Genomic DNA, 18052 nt, shown 5'->3' on the forward strand with positions numbered 1-18052 from the left:
TAAGATAGGGAAGATGTGAAGTTAAAGGAGACTGATTTAATGAGCGAACATTCGAAGTACGACATTCGTGAATGGAAGAAAAAATTAGCACCATTTGAGCGCCCGCGTATCTCAGCAAGTGTATGGCAGTTAGTTAATTCAGTAGGACCATTCTTGATTTTATGGGTTTTGGCTTATTTGAGTTTAAATATATCATTTTGGTTAACACTGCTTTGTGCAGTACCGGCAGCCGGCTTTTTAGTTCGAACATTTATCATTTTTCATGATTGCACACACTATTCTTTTTTCAAAAGCAGAAAAGCCAATCAGATCGTGGGTATTTTTACAGGTTTGTTTACGTTTTGTTCGTATGAACAGTGGAAGAATAGCCATGCAACACACCATGCCACGAACGGAAACCTTGAGAAACGTGGAGTTGGTGATGTATGGACAATGACGCTTCAAGAGTACGCAGAAGCTTCTTGGTTTAAACGGTTACAATACAGAACATACCGAAATCCGATCGTGCTCTTTTTGATCGGACCACTGTATATTTTCTTGATCGATTATCGATTTAATGCAAAGAATGCTTCAAAGAAAGAAAAAGTGCATGTTTGGTTAACGAATATCGCACTAGTAACGATCGTATTAGCTGTTGGATTTACGATCGGATGGAAAGCTTTCTTATTGGTTGAACTGCCGATCTTCTACATTGCTACTTTTTCAGGCGTATGGTTGTTTTATGTTCAGCATCAGTTTGAAGATGGTTATTTTGAACATAATGAAAAATGGAACTATGTTGAAGCAGCTCTTAAAGGAAGTTCGTTCTATAAGCTGCCAAAAGTATTACAATGGTTTACAGGGAACATCGGATTTCACCATGTGCACCATTTGAATTCTCGTGTGCCGAACTACCACTTGGAAAAAGCACACAAAAGTGATCCGAGACTACAAGATGTACCAACCCTCACGCTTCTTACTAGCTTAAAATCATTAACGTTTAAGCTATGGTGTGAACAGTCTAAGAAGTTTATCGGAAATCGTGATATTCGTAATTTCATTCGAAAAAATAGAGCAGCATAAAAACACTCAAGAGTCACTCCTCGCTACGTTAAAAAACGTGCGGAGAGTGACTTTTTTTACTTGAGGCTAGGCTGTAATCATAGCTCTCCTAGGGTAGTTGATTGCCATTCTAGGCACATACTCGTAACATTTCAAACAAATCCAGGTAATCTTCAAAAACAAATCAGACAATCATCTATAGGCACCTTTTACACACTTACTTTCATACTATACATACATGATGACTCCATTAGAAAGAAGGAGATATGAGATGAAGTTGAATGTTCAATATATTCATCTAACTAAAATTAAGCCGAATCATGCGATTAACTTAACAGATCATGTGAAGATGCTTAAAAATAGAATGTGGGATTCTATGCATATGCTTGTAGTCAAGAAAGATAAGAAGAATCGATTCAGTATTATTTGCGGAAATGACCGTTTTGAATATTTAACGAAGCACACAAAAAATAAATACGCGCTATGTATCATTGATGAACAACCTAGAAAAACAGAAATAAAGAATTTCTTACAGAGCTTAAGAGGTATGGGTAGGAAGGAACAAGATAAGAAATTATGCAAGAGGGTGAGTCCAGCCGCGCTTTCGATCATAAAGTGTTTCCTAAAAGAGAATCCGGGTTTTCATGAACTGTCATTTAGTCAACGATTAAAAGTACTCTTGCTTGCTTTTCGTTACAAAAGAACAGTAATAGGATCTATGAAGACAAAAGTAGAACATTTATTGGAGTAACATAAAAAAACAAGCACCTCATTTTAGTCTGAGGTGCTTGTATTAGTTCATATCCCATAAATCACTGAGTTTAGTTGTAGGTTCAACCTTTTTTACCGCATATAATATCTTTCGTATACATATCATTCTTGGATTTTTATTTGGATTGTAGGCGAGCTCTTCTATCGTTTGTCTTTCGATACCAGAAGTTCGGGTCAACCAATCAGTATCTTTATTATGCTGTTCGAGCCACATACCTAATTTGCTGCGTTTCTGCTCCACTCTGTACATATTCACTGATACCCCCAAACAATTTATTCACACATTTTATCTCTATAATTATGGGGTACCCGTATAGAATGGTAACTAAACCTAAATACTTGCATATGAATGAGTCTTTTTTACCAAAAACTTTTTTGAATCTACATAATGCGTCAAAAATAACACCATTTTCGGAAATGCAATTAGGTTAAAATACCTATTTAACATAAATGGATATTTCTTTAAAATTATTTAAATTTTCAGAAGTATGCCTTATAGTGAAATCAAGGTGGTGTTTATTTATGGAGGATGTCAGGGATCTACTGCAGAATTTGAGTAGAAAATATGAAACGTTGCAAAAGAACAGCTGTCGTTTAGTAGAAGAAAATCTAACATTAGCACATAGTCATATCCTTTATGAAATTAGCAAACACTCAAAGCCTACCATGCAACAGATTGCAGATAACGTTGGTGTTGATATTACGACATTCAGCAGGCAAGTGCAGTCTTTAGTAAAAATAGGTCTTGTGGAAAAAAGAGTGAATCCTAGTGACAGAAGAATTTTTTTCCTTGTATTAACAGAAAAAGGCGTGCATACGTTATCACATTTGAATATGATTTTAAGCACACGTCTAAATCAAAATATTGAAGGACTCTCTGAATTTGAAAAAAACACGATCATGCAAGCTCTAAAAATATTAACGAAAGCACTAAATTCACATAAATAAGAAAGAGTATCTGCTAAATCAGATACTCTTGTTTAATAAAGGATTATATGATGGCGATATCTTTATCTTTTTTAATGTTTGTCTTTCCTTGCTGAAAGAAGAAAATGGACAAGCAGCTGTTGAAGATGCTGATCTTGTATGTTTTTCTTTGTGAAATGACGTTTCACAAGATGACGGATGATCACTTCACTCATTTTCTTTTCCTCCCTTCTAGGTTTTCTCCATAATTCTCTCTCAATCGATAAATATCCTCTTTATTGTCGAAACAATAGTACAGCTTTCCTAGGAATGAATCGAACAAAGTGAAAACAGGACATTTGAAGGGGGATCTAAATGAATTATTCAATTGATAATACTTTATTATAAAACTATACGTCTTTCTTTTTGGCTAGAAATAATGCAACTGCATGTTTTTTAGAGATGATCCCTGAACCTTCCTCCAAAATTGCTTTCTCTATTTCTTGATAGAGGAGTTCTTTTTGTTCTGGAGGCAACAGTTGGTGACCAGAATGTGTATCTAATAGCCCTACATATTCTTTGGCGGTATAGGTTTGGTTCCACGTATAAGTATGTGTGCTTAAATCTTTAAAAGCACCTGACTGCAGCGTAAGTTCGTTTCGCTTCTCAGTAAATTCTGCTAGTGTAGGAGCACTGCTGTCTTCTAAATGAGGAGCAAATAAATCATAAGCTTTACGTATTGATTGGTAGACAGGTTCAAAAGAAGGAATGTGAACAAACCAAAAGAGCGCTAATACCCCATTAACTTTTAAAAGAGAAGCTGCTTTTCGATACCCAGTCTCTTGAGGAATAAAGTGAAAAGCTGTTCCAGAATAAACTAGGTCAAATTTGGCGTTTTCTGGATGATTCCAGTCTTCAAAACTAGAGTGAATCACGTGAAGAGTTGGAGACGATGAAAACTTTTTTCGAGTCAGCTCAACTAGGTTTTGTCCATGTTCAATACATGTGATTTTTGAGATGCCTTGTTTTACAAAACCTTCTGTAGCTTTTCCCGTTCCACTTCCTACCTCCAAAGAATTATGATCTGCATGAAGGTTTGCATACCGTATAATATCTGCGAAAAGCTTTGTTGGATAAGTCGGCCGGTATTTCTCATATGAATTGGCAACAAAGTTAAACGATTGTTTAAGCGAAGTCATCAAACATCAGCTCCCCATATTTTAAGGAAAATGATACCAAAAGAAACGTCGGCTGAATAGAGGGGATAAATAAAAAAAAGGTGCGCATTAGCCAACACCTAAACAGTTATTAAATTTTAAAGGCAGTAGTTGTGAAAAGTAGTTCTATTGGATCATCATCCATTAAAAGGGCTTGAAGTAATTTTGATTTTTCAATCCTTTCTGAGGATGACGTATAAATATAATCATACATATCTAAGCTTTGAATCAGTTTTTTTACTTTCTTTAGATAGGCTTTTTGTAGTTTCTTTTCTGAAGTGTCAGGACATCTCTTTCTCATCGAGCTTTTTAAAAATTCAGGATGAAGAGATAGGTAAAGGGGTGGCTTGTACCGTTTTAAATATTTCCGCATAGAGGGTATGAGTAGATATTCACCGCCTTCAATATCCATTTTGATGAGTGACAGATTGGTAATCTGATAATCCGACAGCAAGTCTTTTAGGGTACTTACTGAAACAGATTGAAAATCATCTGACAATGATCGAACGAGACTTGAACTAGAATCACCAAATCGTGTTCTTTTATATAAGTTCATCGTTCCTGACTTATAGGATAGGGCTTTGTTGATAGGCGTGATTTTTTGTTTGAGTTCTGGGTTTAACGTAATATTTGTTTTCAATGCTTCATAGGCTACTGAATCTGGTTCAACACCAAATGAATGTTTTGCTTTACTTGATGCATACAGTATAGTTGGTCCGATCCAAGAGCCGATATCTAAATAATTTTGATCAGGATGTAAGAAATGATCCAAGACTTCAAATGTAAAGTCCTCCCAATGATTGGGGAACACAGTGTGCCAAAAGTATGCAAACTGTTTATCGTCAGACACATTAAAGGATACATCTTTTTTTGTAACGTTCTTCAAATCATCCACCAACTTCCATTTAAAAAAGCTGTCACAAGCTGTAAGAGCTTGGCCAACTATACAACATTATATGTTTATACGACACTTAAGGAACTTGATTTACTCTTAATCTCTTTAATTGCAAAAAAATGTTTGTATAACCACTGTTTAAACAATTACCTTGTTCTAAAATTTTTGTCCATTGACATAACATGAGGTAATACATGAAACAGGGGGGATGAAATGAGAAGTTATTTGAGGTGGTCAAAAATACCTTATCCGGGCGAGAGCAATCCCCCGACTCCTGTAACCCCAGAAGCAGGTAATTGGCCGATGTTTTTCATCGCTCGAGAAGGTGATGCGTTTTTGGACCCTTTTCGAAACCAGATCACATGGAAAATCAAAGATCCTAATACAATTAATTGGGCCAATGAACTTCAAATTGTGCAACAGATGATGCAGCAGATAACGCCAGATCAGATACGCATTGCACAAATGTGGGCTGCTGGAGAAGTGAATAAACAGATTATTCCAATCGTATTTCAAATGATGGAAACATATGGGGTGGCTTCAACAAAAGCGGCCAGATTTTTAGCATTTTATCAAGCGGCAATCAATGATGCTTTCGTAATTACGTGGCATTTTAAATATCTTTGGGATGTAGCACGTCCTTGTCAATATGACCCAAACTTAAGAACGGTGTTAATGACTCCAAGGTTTCCGGGTTATCCCTCTGCACATGCTGTAATGGCTGGAGTTTCAGAACCTATACTAAGCTATTATTTTCCACAAGAAAGAAATCGCATCCACCTGCTCATGGAAGAGTGTGCGATGTCTAGATTATATGCAGGCGTTCATTTTAAAGTAGATAATGATGAAGGATTATCACTTGGAAGACAGCTCGGAGATATCGTAGTGAATTTAATACGATCGCAAAATATATAATGAAAGAATAAAAACCGGACGTAGATGTCCGGTTTTTCTCAGTATCCTCGATATACATATTCTTCATTTGGTTTCTCGATTTCCTTCCAGTCCTTCACTTTTACATAAGGGATATCGGCTTTAAATGGTTGATAATATTGGGTTTCTATACTTCCCTCAATCTCGATCCATTTGTCATTAGGAAATGTTGTACCTTTTGGAAATTCCACCATCATGCCAAAAACGCCAGAATCGGCAATACAGTGAATGATTCCAAAACGTAGAAGAAAAAGTTCGTTTGATTTAGCAGCTTCGTCTTCTGCATTGTAAGTAAACCCTTTAAACTGAACATCCTTCCCGAGAAAAATACCAGGTTTATAATAGATACTCTCCATGCCTTTTAGATAGTTCTTATCGTTCAGCACAACCTGATTTCCTTTAGTAAAGGGCTTCAGTTCTTTATCCATGATTGAATTATAGCTTTCTTTTCCATAATAAACACTTGTATCAGGCTTTAGAAACTGATGCTCACCAAAGTCCCCTTCGTTCTCAAGGCCTTTAAAGTGGAACCCTTTTGTTTTTACGGTTTCAGAGTCAAGAGAAGCGATAGGAAAGAATAACCCGGAAATGATCGGGAAAATGAGTATGCTGTTCACAGTTACATTCTTTAGACGGGAAGGTTTCTTATGATGATCATGACCACAATCAGGGGTGCATGAATCATCGTGTGCATGTTCATCATCATCACTTTTCCCATAAATGTAGAACTGAACGAGCGTAAGAAAGCCAAGAATAAATATGGCTGAGAATGAAATATACGAATACTTCATGTTAATGTACTTGCTTATATCACCTGTTGCATGCAGATGCATGAACAAAAAGGTGAATCCGATCAAAATCAAGATTCGAATCATGGATGTGCACCTCCCTTATAGAAATAGAGATCCGAGTAGAACAAGGATCGTAATATATACAACAAGGCTAACCACTAGTTTTTTCTTAAATGCAGCTAGCATCATCAGGACGTTCTTCACATCAAGCATCGGACCATAAACAAGAAACGCAACGATGGAACCGATGGTAAACGTGCTTTGAAATGAAGACGCGATGAAAGCATCAGCCTCTGAACATAGAGAGAGTATAAACGCTAGTCCCATCATCACAAGAGAAGATGATACTTCACCTTGCCCGATTTCAAGAAGTGTCGATGTTTTCACGTACGTTTGCATACTCGCTGCAATCAATGCACCGATCACTAAATACTTTCCGACAGAGAAGAACTCTTCTACAGCATGTACGAACGTACCTTTCAGTTTGTTATAAAAAGAACCTTTTGTTGCTGTAACTGTTGCTGCCATTTCGTCGTTAAACGGTAGACGGGAAACAGCACCTATTTCATTCTTTAGTACTTTTACATTTTTAAATTGAACGGCAAGAATAAAACCTAATAAGACAGCAACAATCATGGCCAGTCCACCTCTGTAGATCATGACATCCCATCTGTTGCCGAATGCAACATACGTCGAGAATAATACGATGGGGTTGATGATCGGACCGGTAAGCATAAAAGGTATAGCCGCAAAAACAGGAACACCTTTTTCGATCAGCTTTCTTGTGATTGGAACGATTCCACACTCACATGCGGGAAAAATCGCACCTAGAACAGCTCCAAACAAAACAGCACCTATCTTATTTTTGGGCATGATGCGTGCCACCATCTCCTCAGTGACAAACATCTGTATGACACCTGCAATGAGAACACCAATAAGAACGAATGGAAGTGCTTCGATGAGGATGCTTATAAACACGGTATTCATCTGTAAAAACGATTTGTCGAGCATCCGATAATTCCTCCAAATCAATAAACTACCTATCATCATAAAATATAAACTTTATGAAGTAAATTTTTATTAAGTAATATCCACACTATAACGCAAAATCCACAGGAAAATAAATGGTAAATGAAGAATTAGAAGATAATGGGAAATGGGGTCTGACCCCAAACAATTTATTTCCCATAATGAGATTGAGCAAAAGGAGTAAATAAATGAACCATTTTGACCTGCGCCCGAAGCGGCGTTTGGCTTTTCGAATCTCGCTAGGAAAAAAATATTATATGTTTAAAAGGTATATAGAATGGATTACCGATGAAAAGACTTATGCCAAAACAAGGAAGAGCGAACAGCTACCATTTGTTCATTTTTCGCATCAGACTATTCTTCTTCGCAAATTAAAAGATGTAGACATGTGGTATCAGCATAACAAAGTTAAAAACCTGAGGATTGCTATCAAACAGTTAAACGGAACCGTGATCCAGCCTGGGGAGACTTTTTCTTATTGGAAAAGCATAGGAACGACAACACGCTCGAAAGGGTACGTAGATGGTATGGTTTTGTTTTACGGAAAGTTTAAGAAGGGAACCGGGGGAGGGCTTTGTCAGCTGTCGAACTTAATTTATTGGATGACGTTGCATACTCCGCTCTCTGTAACAGAGCGACATCGTCACAGCTATGATGTGTTTCCAGATTCGAAACGCACCCAGCCGTTTGGAAGCGGAGCGACTTGTGCTTATAACTACCTAGACCTTCAAATTAAGAACACGACTAATCAGCTATACCAGCTTCACTTATATTTAACCGATACTCATCTCGTAGGAGAATGGCGGACAGACCAAGAACCTTTGCTATCGTATCAAGTGTATGAAAAAGAACATTGGATCACACCGGCTTACTGGGGTGGATATTTAAGGCATAACTCCATTCATCGCAAAGTTTTTAACCGTCAAAGAAAAGAGATCGATGATGAATATGTAACAGAGAATCATGCCATCATGATGTATGAACCATTACTAGAAACTAGTCAAAAAGAAGCGTAGTAAAAACCCTTGGCCGTTTTAAGGCTAAGGGATTTTTAAAGCATACAGAAATACTGTTTATTGCTAATAATTTTTTAAATCGATCTATTTCTTCTAATGTTGAACAGGGTTAAGGTCAAAGATAGTTTCTGTTTCGTTAGCATATGGGTTCCAGCCACCATCAATATGTAGTTCTTTATTATTTTTTTCAAATCTCAACATAAACCCTCCCCAGCCTTCTATAGAAGCTTGTTTAAAAACGAGCTTCCAGCCATGACTAGGTAGAGAGTCTCTATAAAATTCATAGATATCATACCAATGGTTACCCTTCATCAAGTAATGATGTTCTTGAAATTCTAATCCTTCATAAAGAGGAAGGTCGTTGCGCTGCTCGGGAACTATTGAAACCGATGAGTAACGATCTTTCTTCACCACATATTGATAAATCGTGACACTTGAAAATACCAACAAAACGAAAACAAAAGATATCACGATCCTTTTTTTCAACACGATCGCTCCTTTCATACATAACTATAATAAGGAAAAATACAGCTTGTTTATTAACCATTTAGTCGACCGTTTTTTTATTGTCAAAATAAAAAGCATAGCTTATTGTATATAAATGCCGCATTCCTATTTAAATGTTTCAAATCACTGATAAAAGTTAAAGAAATTAGGGAAATGATAATAAGAGAAAGAAGGTGTAATCATGGTCCGAACAATCGCTATCATCGATCATAAAGTAATCATTAATCCGCCGTTTAGACAAATCAATGAAATGAAGCCTGATTGGTTCTGGGTGGATTTTGACTGTCCGACATCAGGTGAAACCAATTTATTGCGCACTTTTTTTGACTTCCATCCTCTTGCTGTTGAGGACTGTGTGAATGCCTTGCAACGACCAAAGGTTGAATTTTATGAAGATCACCTGTTTTATGTGGTGCACGCTCTTGACAAAAAGACACTCGAAGCAACTGAGGTTGATATTTTCACAACGAAAAACTGTGTTGTCACTTTTCATAAAACAAACGTACCAGAGATTGATTTTGTGTGGAATTATTTAAGTAGACTAGAGAGTGTTCCGCCTGAACTAGGTAAAAATGAACTCGTTCACAAGCTTATGGATAAACTGGTAGATATGTATTTTCCTATCATGCATGAATTAGAAGAACGAGTAATTTCTATTGAAAGCAATGAAGATGACGAAGCACCTAAAATTATTAACCAGATCTTTGATATAAGAGGAGACCTATTAACATTAAGAAAAACAGTTGTACCTATGCGTGAGTTGCTGTATCGTATGCTCGAGTCAAAACGAGTAGGTTTAGATGCGGATGAAAGATCCTATTTTCATGATATATACGATCATCTATTGCGTTTGACAGATATGATGACATCAGCCAGAGAGATGACATCAGATATACGTGATAATTACATCTCTCTTAACTCTTACCGTATGAATAATATTATGAAAACATTAACTGTAATCACAACTATTTTCATGCCGTTAACATTTATTGCAGGTCTGTATGGAATGAACTTTGTAAACATGCCAGAGCTGCAAACAAAGAATGGCTACTTCTATGTACTAGGTTTCATGGTCTTATTAGGGGGAATTATGTCCATTTGGTTTAAGAAAAAAGGTTGGTTCGAGCAGGATTGAGTTTCGTTTAAAAAATGCTTAACAGGGGAACCTACTTGTAAAGAACCGTTTGGAGGGAAACCAAATGAAAAAAGATATTATCGGTACATATTTAAAAGAAGAAGAAGCGGTTGGCGCAATCAAAGCTCTCGTCGAAAAAGGATATCATCCATCTGATATTTCAATCGTTGCGAAAGATGATGAGATGGTTGATCATGTTGCCGACGAAACACATGTAAACGAAAGAAAAATTACTGAAGATGATGCAGATAGTGCAACATATGGTACGATTGCTGGTTTTCTAACCGGTATTGGCGGAGGGATTGCAGTCCCTGGCCTCGGAGTACCAGGTATCGGACCACTTCTTGCAGCTGGACCTTTTGCTTCCATGTTTGATCATGATGAAGCGGATATGAAGGAAATTCTTCAAAACATGGACGTTGCTGAAAGTGATGCGGAAAGTTATATGCAAGATTTACAAGATGGTAAGATCTTAGTTATGGTTGAACGAAAATAAAACCACGATTTAAAGGGCACCTTCAGAAGGTGTCTTTTTTATTGTTTTGAAACTTTTTCCAGTACTTAATCGTATTTATATATATAAGATATGTGGGGTGTTAAAACATGGAGCTCTTCTTAAATGTGTTTTTTGGAATCTTAATCGTGATAGGAATCATTGCAGCCGTTTATTACCTTTTGAAAAATGTGAAAGACAAAAAAAGAGCTGTTCCGGTCTATGGACTTTCTTATAGTGGAGAGTATACACAGAAAAACTTTTGGACGCATGAGATTATGATTGTGGTCATCATCACACAAGGATTCGGTCTGTTGAAACTTTCGATGCCTGTTAATGTTTTAATGATTTGTTTACTGGTGTTCCTAACACTGCTTTATTTTACTCAAATATGGCGCGGTGCAATCGGCAAGAAAGGCGTTGTATCGGCAACAAAATTTTATGATTGGAATCAGATTGATTCAGTGGATTGGATCACGGGACTTCAAGCTGAAAACCCAGGGTATCCAAGCTGGGGTTTAGTTCGCTTTCATACGGGTGAAAGATATGTAGAATTTGTAATCAAGAAAAAAGCTGAGGATGAAGTGCGTTCGTTTGTTGAAGAGCGTATGAATCTTGCAAAAGCTAATTAGTTATGCAAATTTGTTTTAAAGAATAAAGGTATTCTATCTTTTCCTAAGAATATGTTAAATGTAAAAGGGAAAAGGTGGTTTTACCATGAAGCCATATGTGAAAGCAGGTTTAATTACCGCCGGGTTAATCGTTCTGATCAGTACCTATCTGCTAGGAATGTATGTTGAGAAGTTAAATGTTCAAAAAGAGTCACTTAATATGGATCCTATCCATATTGTAAGTGTATTATTAGGAGCTTCACTCATTTTAATCGGATTAAGAATAAAAACTAAAAAAGAAATTGAACCAGAGAACAGTGCAAAATAGGCACTGTTTTTTTACGTATTTTGTAGAGAGTTCCAATCTTTTGTATAATACATTTAGAATATCTATTACATGTGCCAGAGGAGACAATCATGAAATACGAAGATTTTAAAGAAATCGTGCACGGCAGAAGAAGTGTCCGAAAGTTTACGGATGAAGCAGTTGCTGAAGTAGACATTCATGAAATCATGGATTGCGCCCGCTATGCGCCGAGCGACACGAACTCACAAACGTGGGAATTTATCGTGATCCGAAACAAAGATAAAGTAAAGAAAATTGAAGAGATGACGTGGGATGCTATTCATAAATTGGCTGCAAGAGCTGAAGAGAACGGCAAAACGAAGGAAGCAAAATTGCTGACGCGCTCTTTCGGCCCTTATGCAACGGCGTTCTCTGGAGCACCTGTGCTGATCATCTGTTTAGCCACTCCTTACGAATCTAAGTTTCGTGAAAAAATATTTGATCCGATCGAACTTGCCGAAGAATCAGTCTGGGAAGAAGAAGGAATCAAGAGCAGCTGCTTGGCGATTCAAAACTTGATGCTCGCAGCCCATGCGCGCGGACTAGGGACTTGCCCGATGACTGGTCCCGTATTGCTTGCGCAAGATGCGATTCGAGACTTTTTAGAAATTCCGTCTAAGAAACAGATCAACATGGTTATTTCACTTGGACATCCACAAGATCAACCGAAAAAACTCGCAAGAAAAGCTGTAGAAGAAATCGTCACATATGTAGATTGATGACAATTGGTTCTGTAAAATTCTTAAAAAGCTCGTCCAGCGGGTGACAAGCACACTGGACGAGCGCTATATGAAAAGTGCAAGGATCACCGCTTTGAAATGCCCCCTTGAACCCCTCTCATACCCCTCTATAAGACTTCAGACCTACAATTAATCTTAAGAAAAAAGGATTTTTTTCGACATATACCGAATATATGTTTCATGTAACGTATTTTCAATTATAGAAAGAGGAACTTCTTATGAAAGAGACATTTGACTTGATTGATTATGCACTGCAAAAAAGTGGATTAGAGGAACTTAAAGATCCGACTCAGGTTCAGTATTTAGGTGAAGGGGCTTGGCATCTTGCTTATCTTGTTCAGCTGCGCACTGGAGATGCTGTGGTTGTTCGTTTTCCGAAAACAGAGGCGTATGGAAAGAACGTTGAGTTTGATGAAGAAGCCATGCACTCAGAATATGCAGCGACTAGAGCATACTATGAGCTAGCAAACCAAGTTAAACCGGGAATCTGCCCTGACTTTTTCAATTATCATGTAGAAAAAGGCAGAACGTTTACCGTGGAATCTTATGCAGGAAAAGCAATCAAACTAGATCAACTAACGGTTGTAGAAGCGTTTCATATTGGAGCGGAAGTTGGTGAGTTCTTTCGCAAGATGAATACTGCACATCATGGCTTAAAAGGGTTTGGTTATCTCTCATGGAACGGTAAACATATTGCGGGCAAATTTCAATCAGATGTTTCAGAATCTATGAAAGAAGAAAACAATGAATACATAGATGATTTCAAGAAATTTATAGAAACGTATGAGGGGGCCATTTCTTCATTAGCTTTAGTAGACCTACAAGCTTGCATGGAGGATAGAGAGATTACGGATCATACGGTTGTACTTACTAATCAAGATACATCTCCAGAGAATATATTGCTGCATTCAGATGGCACTGTCTGTTTGATTGATCCTGTACCAATCTTATATAGCGGAGATTCGCTTGCTGGGAATTTTCTTAATAATTATCGGACGTTGTTTCCAACATTTTTTAATGCACCGCGTTATGCACGACATGAATTTGATCGCTTTGAAGACCGTTTGAAAAGAATAGCTGACGGATTTTTAGAAGGTTATTCTAACGGAGATCTAGATGTAAAGCGTCGAGTGAAACAAGAAGAGTTTATTCAACTTACGGATCTAACTGTAACTCATTGGCAACTACTTCAGATTGATGAATTATCGTCCGAACAGAAAATTCGTTATGGAGAAAGAGAAGCCATTGCCAATCGAATAGCGGAACTTGTAAAAAAAATCGAAGAGTTTCAATGGTTTGATGAAAAAAGTGGAACAAAGTTAGCATAACCGGCATAGCATGGGCATAATCTTAATTCAAAGCTGACAGTTGAACACTCATTCTGTTGTAATACTTTTATGATTTTTCAAAAAACGGTTGACTTTCTAAAACATCTTACTCTATAATCCTATTCAAGAACAAAGTAAACATCAGCACGTTAATGTGTTAAACATAATTTGAATATCTCTTATCCAGAGAGGCGGAGGGACTAGGCCCGATGAAGCCCGGCAACCAACAAACCACATTTGGTTTGGAAAGGTGCCAATTCCTACAGATCTTTTTTGATCTGAAAGATAAGAGGAGGACCAAAACCCTCTTCTTAGGAAGGGGGTTTTTCTTTTTCCCCTTATCATACTTCAAGCACAACATCACTTAGTCACTTATTTCATTTTAAAAATTGAATATAGCAAAAGGGAAAAGCATTATTCTTTATCCCTAGTTTTCCTATAGATTTTATTTGAATAATGAGAAGGAGCGATTATAATGACAAAATCTTTTGACGGATACGATATTGAAACATTGCTATTACATGGGGGCCAAGCGCCTGACCCAACGACAGGATCACGAGCGGTACCTGTCTATCAAACTACTTCCTATGTTTTTTCTGATACAGACCATGCGCAAAGCCTTTTCGCGCTTGATGAGCCAGGAAACATCTACAGCCGAATCGGAAATCCAACTGTTGATGTTTTTGAGAAAAGAGTTGCACTTCTAGAAGATGGTGTTGCAGCTGTAGCTACTTCTTCTGGCATGTCAGCTATCGCGCTTGCCATCTTAAACATCGCACACGCAGGAGACGAAATTATTGCAGCTACGAATCTATACGGAGGTACTTACAACCTATTTTCTACTACTCTTCCGAAATACGGAATCAACGTAAAGTTTGTTGATGCAGAGGATCCAGAGAACTTCCGAAACGCGGTTACTCCAAACACGAAAGCATTTTTTGCTGAAACGATCGGGAACCCCAGTCTTAACGTATTAGATATTGAGGCAGTGGCAGATATTGCGCATGAAAACGATGTACCTCTAATTATCGATAATACATTTGCAACACCATATGTCACAAAGCCAATAAGCTTTGGAGCGGACATCGTAATCCACTCAGCTACAAAATGGATCGGCGGACATGGAACCGCAATTGGCGGTGTTGTAGTGGATGGAGGACGCTTTAATTGGAATTCAGATAAATACCCAGGATTCACTGAGCCAGATAACAGCTATAACGGATTAAGATACGCGAATGATTTTGGAACATTGGCTTTCGCGACTAAATTACGCGTTCAGCTTTTACGAGATTTCGGAGCTTGTTTAAGTCCACACAATGCATTTCTCCTTTTACAAGGTTTAGAAACACTGCATCTACGAGTGGAAAAACATGCGAAGAACGCACAAGAAGTAGCAGAGCATCTGGAAAAACATCCAGCAGTAGATTGGGTTTCATATCCTGGTCTTTCTTCGCACAGAAGTCATGAGCTTGCGAAAAAATATTTAAGCAACGGTTTTGGTTCGATCGTAAACTTTGGAATTAAAGGCGGGCGTGATGCAGGACGTAAGGTCATTAACAACATCTCATTATGGTCACATGTTGCAAATGTTGGTGATGCAAAATCATTGATTATCCACCCTGCTTCTACCACTCATCAACAGCTGAGCGGAGACGAATTAGTAGCAACAGGCGTAACAGAAGAACTTATTCGGTTATCGATCGGACTTGAATCCGTAAAAGATCTTACGAATGATCTTGATCGTGCGATACAAACGGCTACAGGAATCGGAGCGGATAAAACAGAGATCACGATTAATGACGAAGGTGTCATTCGTTGGGCATTGCAATCATCACTTTATAGAGCAGTTGAGAATGGACAGGAAATTCAACGACCTAAGACGCTAGCGATCGTGGGACTCAGTTCCAATCCTGCAAGACCTAGCCATCGATTAGCTAGAAAGATGCAGCGACTTGGCTATAAGATCGTTCCTGTTAATCCAAGAGAAACCGAAGTGCTTGATGAAAAAGCGTATCCAGATTTAAAATCCATTCCGTTTCCGATAGATGTTGTTCAAGTATTTAGAAGTCCAGAAGCAGCGATCGAGCTCGCAAAAGAAGCAGCGATCACACAACCAAAAGTGTTCTGGCTGCAAGAAGGTGTCATCTCACCAGAGGCTGCAAAAATCGCGAAAGAAGCTGGTATTGATGTGGTGCATAACAGATGCACGTATAAAGAAGCACAACGACTAAGAGGTACCATTTCAACGTATGCGTGTGAACTTTAAAAATAGAGATAGCTGATTCATTTTTAGGTTTTGCTTTAATGCTTCTTTGCTTGTTGATTGTAGTGCAAGGTGTGAGACTCCTGGAACGGGAGTCAACGACTTTCAAGAGTAACTCAAAAAATAGCCATACAAAAAGAGAGAAACGTGGAGGGAAATACATGATGAAGATTTGGCAAAAAGCAGCACTGGCTTTAAGCATAGCAGGCGCTTTAGTGTTAGCGGGCTGTTCCAGCAGTGCTAAAGAAGGTGAGAAGCCGGAGAAGATTAGACTTGATTATGCCTTTTACTCTCCAACAAGTCTAGCACTCAAAAAGTTTGGCTGGGCAGAAGAGACATTCAAAAAAGATGGCATTGAAGTGGAATGGGTTCAGAGTCAGGGAAGTAATAAAGCGCTCGAATTTTTGAATTCAGATAGCGTTGATTTTGGATCGACAGCTGGTGCCGCAGCTTTAATCGCAAAAGACAAAGGTGCTCCGATCGAGTCAGTCTATATCTATTCTCAGCCAGAATGGACAGCACTTGTCGCGGCAGATGGATCAAAGATTAAAGATGTAAAGGATCTGAAAGGTAAAAAGATAGCGGCGACGTTTGGTACAGACCCGCACATCTTTCTACTCCGAGCACTTGCAGATGCCGGCCTTTCTGCAAAGGATGTACAAATCGTAAATTTACAACATGCAGATGGTGCGAATGCTCTATTAAAAGGGCAAGTGGATGCTTGGGCTGGATTAGATCCACATATGGCGAGAGCAGAAATCGAATCCGGTGCTCAATATATTTACCGCAATCCAGATTTTAATACGTATGGCACGTTAAACGTACGCTCTGAGTTTGCAAAGAACCACCCGAAACAAGTAGAACAAGTCATTGAACTTTACGAAAAAGCAAGGAAATGGACGATTGAGAATCCAGAGGAAGCAACAAAACTTTTATCTGAAGAAGCGGGGATTAAAGAAGATGTCGCAAAAAAACAACTGCAACGAAACAACTTCGAGGAACCTGTTCCAGGATCACAGCACGAAAAAGCTATATCGGCTGCAGGCGAAGTTCTCCAAACAGAAGAGATTGTCAAAAAAGATACTAACATCGAAGATCTTGTAAAGAAATTAATCAATCCGAAGTTCGCAGAAAAAGTAATCAAACAATAAGGAGAGAGAGGAGGAAGTGTCGATGATTTCTGAAACACATAAGTGGAAAGTAGCACAGAGAGCTTCCCCTCAAAAGCTCTCATCATCTAAAGGCATATTCCAATTAGGTAGAGGAATTCTTATAGGGTCTATCCTGCCTATCATTTTATTAATTGGGTGGGAAATAGCAGCTAGAATGGGACTACTAGCTGCGCACCTGCTGCCTGCACCAACCATTATTTTAGAGAAAATAATTAGCATGTATCAAGATGGCTCCCTGTTTGGTCACATCTCTATTACACTGACCCGGGTATTCTTAGGGTTTGCGATTGGAACGGTAGCGGCGGTCGTGATCGGTGCGATTGTTGGTTATGCAAAAACAGCAGAAAGACTTTTAGATCCGTTGTTTCAAGCGATTCGTTCTATCCCTTCTCTTGCCTGGGTACCACTCTTTATTCTTTGGATGGGGATTGGCGAACCTTCTAAGATTTCTTTAATCGCAGTAGGTGTATTCTTCCCTGTCTACTTAAATATTGTGGCAGGGATCCAAGGGGTGGATCGTAAGCTCATCGAGGTAGGAAGAATTTATCAGTTAACACCTTATCAGCTAACGAAACGCATTATTCTGCCTGCTGCATTGCCGTCATTCATCACAGGTATGCGCAGCGGCTTAGGTTTAGGGTGGATGTTTGTAGTAGCCGCAGAGCTTATGGGTGCAAGTGAAGGATTAGGCTATCTGCTTGTGGTAGGTCAGAACACGTACTCACCTGATACGGTAATTGCGAGCATCTTGCTATTTGCAATCTTAGGAAAGATAACGGATAACGTACTAAAATGGATCGAACGCCGTTCGTTAAAATGGCAAGATAGTATAACCAATCAAGGATAGAAGGAGGGGAA

Annotated in this window: 21 protein-coding genes and 1 riboswitch; of the genes, 14 read left to right on the top strand and 7 right to left on the bottom strand. The window is 38.4% G+C overall.

Annotated elements, in window-relative coordinates:
- The first annotated feature begins 39 nt into the window (after window positions 1-39).
- On the top strand, window positions 40-1062 hold the full coding sequence (locus IHV09_RS01505; protein ID WP_197127000.1) for a fatty acid desaturase: 1023 nt from the start codon (window positions 40-42) through the stop codon (window positions 1060-1062).
- Between the two features lie 250 nt (window positions 1063-1312).
- Entirely contained in the window at window positions 1313-1792 is a 480-nt protein-coding gene (locus IHV09_RS01510) for a hypothetical protein (protein ID WP_197127001.1), read from the top strand.
- A gap of 42 nt (window positions 1793-1834) precedes the next feature.
- On the opposite strand, the gene IHV09_RS01515 is transcribed toward IHV09_RS01510, so the two are convergent.
- Complete coding sequence (locus IHV09_RS01515; RefSeq protein WP_197190733.1) at window positions 1835-2068, bottom strand: XRE family transcriptional regulator; 234 nt, start codon at window positions 2066-2068, stop codon at window positions 1835-1837.
- A gap of 266 nt (window positions 2069-2334) precedes the next feature.
- Between IHV09_RS01515 and IHV09_RS01520 the strand changes: the two genes are divergently transcribed.
- Window positions 2335-2760, top strand: a complete 426-nt coding sequence (locus IHV09_RS01520) for a MarR family winged helix-turn-helix transcriptional regulator (protein WP_197190732.1) — start codon at window positions 2335-2337, stop codon at window positions 2758-2760.
- A gap of 71 nt (window positions 2761-2831) precedes the next feature.
- On the opposite strand, the gene IHV09_RS22585 is transcribed toward IHV09_RS01520, so the two are convergent.
- From IHV09_RS22585 to IHV09_RS01530, 3 genes are all read right to left on the bottom strand, one after another.
- Window positions 2832-2954 carry a hypothetical protein gene (locus IHV09_RS22585; protein WP_255520062.1) on the bottom strand — a complete coding sequence of 41 codons (123 nt, stop codon included), beginning with the start codon at window positions 2952-2954 and terminating at the stop codon, window positions 2832-2834.
- Window positions 2955-3128: 174 nt separating this feature from the next.
- Entirely contained in the window at window positions 3129-3917 is a 789-nt protein-coding gene (locus IHV09_RS01525) for a class I SAM-dependent methyltransferase (RefSeq protein ID WP_197190731.1), read from the bottom strand.
- A gap of 109 nt (window positions 3918-4026) precedes the next feature.
- A complete protein-coding gene (locus IHV09_RS01530) occupies window positions 4027-4821 on the bottom strand; it encodes an FkbM family methyltransferase (protein WP_197190730.1) in 795 nt (264 codons plus the stop codon).
- Window positions 4822-5043: 222 nt separating this feature from the next.
- Here IHV09_RS01530 and IHV09_RS01535 point away from each other — a divergent pair, with 222 nt between their 5' ends.
- The gene (locus tag IHV09_RS01535; protein ID WP_197190729.1) at window positions 5044-5745 is read left to right on the top strand and encodes a vanadium-dependent haloperoxidase; all 702 of its coding nucleotides are present in this window, start codon (window positions 5044-5046) and stop codon (window positions 5743-5745) included.
- 38 nt (window positions 5746-5783) lie between these two features.
- Here the strand turns inward: IHV09_RS01535 and IHV09_RS01540 are convergent, their stop codons facing one another.
- A complete protein-coding gene (locus tag IHV09_RS01540) occupies window positions 5784-6638 on the bottom strand; it encodes a TIGR03943 family putative permease subunit (RefSeq protein ID WP_197190728.1) in 855 nt (284 codons plus the stop codon).
- Window positions 6639-6653: 15 nt separating this feature from the next.
- Window positions 6654-7565, bottom strand: a complete 912-nt coding sequence (locus IHV09_RS01545; protein ID WP_197190727.1) for a permease — start codon at window positions 7563-7565, stop codon at window positions 6654-6656.
- 206 nt (window positions 7566-7771) lie between these two features.
- Between IHV09_RS01545 and IHV09_RS01550 the strand changes: the two genes are divergently transcribed.
- Entirely contained in the window at window positions 7772-8599 is an 828-nt protein-coding gene (locus IHV09_RS01550; RefSeq protein ID WP_197263445.1) for a VanW family protein, read from the top strand.
- Between the two features lie 93 nt (window positions 8600-8692).
- Here IHV09_RS01550 and IHV09_RS01555 read toward each other — a convergent pair whose 3' ends face one another.
- A complete protein-coding gene (locus IHV09_RS01555) occupies window positions 8693-9085 on the bottom strand; it encodes a hypothetical protein (RefSeq protein ID WP_197263446.1) in 393 nt (130 codons plus the stop codon).
- A 202-nt stretch (window positions 9086-9287) separates the two neighbouring features.
- On the opposite strand from IHV09_RS01555, the gene corA reads away from it, so the two are divergent.
- From corA to IHV09_RS01600, 9 genes are all read left to right on the top strand, one after another.
- Window positions 9288-10241, top strand: a complete 954-nt coding sequence (gene corA, locus IHV09_RS01560) for a magnesium/cobalt transporter CorA (protein WP_197190724.1) — start codon at window positions 9288-9290, stop codon at window positions 10239-10241.
- Window positions 10242-10305: 64 nt separating this feature from the next.
- The gene (locus IHV09_RS01565) at window positions 10306-10737 is read left to right on the top strand and encodes a general stress protein (RefSeq protein ID WP_197127012.1); all 432 of its coding nucleotides are present in this window, start codon (window positions 10306-10308) and stop codon (window positions 10735-10737) included.
- Between the two features lie 107 nt (window positions 10738-10844).
- Window positions 10845-11366 (top strand): hypothetical protein, encoded by a 522-nt coding sequence (locus tag IHV09_RS01570; RefSeq protein WP_197190723.1) that lies wholly within the window; start codon window positions 10845-10847, stop codon window positions 11364-11366.
- Window positions 11367-11451: 85 nt separating this feature from the next.
- Entirely contained in the window at window positions 11452-11673 is a 222-nt protein-coding gene (locus tag IHV09_RS01575; RefSeq protein ID WP_197127014.1) for a hypothetical protein, read from the top strand.
- Between the two features lie 89 nt (window positions 11674-11762).
- Entirely contained in the window at window positions 11763-12410 is a 648-nt protein-coding gene (locus IHV09_RS01580; protein ID WP_197127015.1) for a nitroreductase family protein, read from the top strand.
- Between the two features lie 239 nt (window positions 12411-12649).
- Complete coding sequence (locus IHV09_RS01585; RefSeq protein WP_197263447.1) at window positions 12650-13759, top strand: hypothetical protein; 1110 nt, start codon at window positions 12650-12652, stop codon at window positions 13757-13759.
- Between the two features lie 176 nt (window positions 13760-13935).
- Window positions 13936-14051: riboswitch (SAM riboswitch) on the top strand.
- A gap of 183 nt (window positions 14052-14234) precedes the next feature.
- Entirely contained in the window at window positions 14235-16025 is a 1791-nt protein-coding gene (locus tag IHV09_RS01590; protein WP_197195571.1) for a PLP-dependent aspartate aminotransferase family protein, read from the top strand.
- Between the two features lie 158 nt (window positions 16026-16183).
- Window positions 16184-17173, top strand: a complete 990-nt coding sequence (locus IHV09_RS01595) for an aliphatic sulfonate ABC transporter substrate-binding protein (RefSeq protein ID WP_197127018.1) — start codon at window positions 16184-16186, stop codon at window positions 17171-17173.
- Window positions 17174-17195: 22 nt separating this feature from the next.
- Entirely contained in the window at window positions 17196-18041 is an 846-nt protein-coding gene (locus IHV09_RS01600; protein WP_197263448.1) for an ABC transporter permease, read from the top strand.
- Window positions 18042-18052: the final 11 nt, after the last annotated feature.

This window comes from Fictibacillus sp. 23RED33 (genome assembly GCF_015903925.1).
Classification (GTDB): domain Bacteria; phylum Bacillota; class Bacilli; order Bacillales; family Fictibacillaceae; genus Fictibacillus; species Fictibacillus phosphorivorans.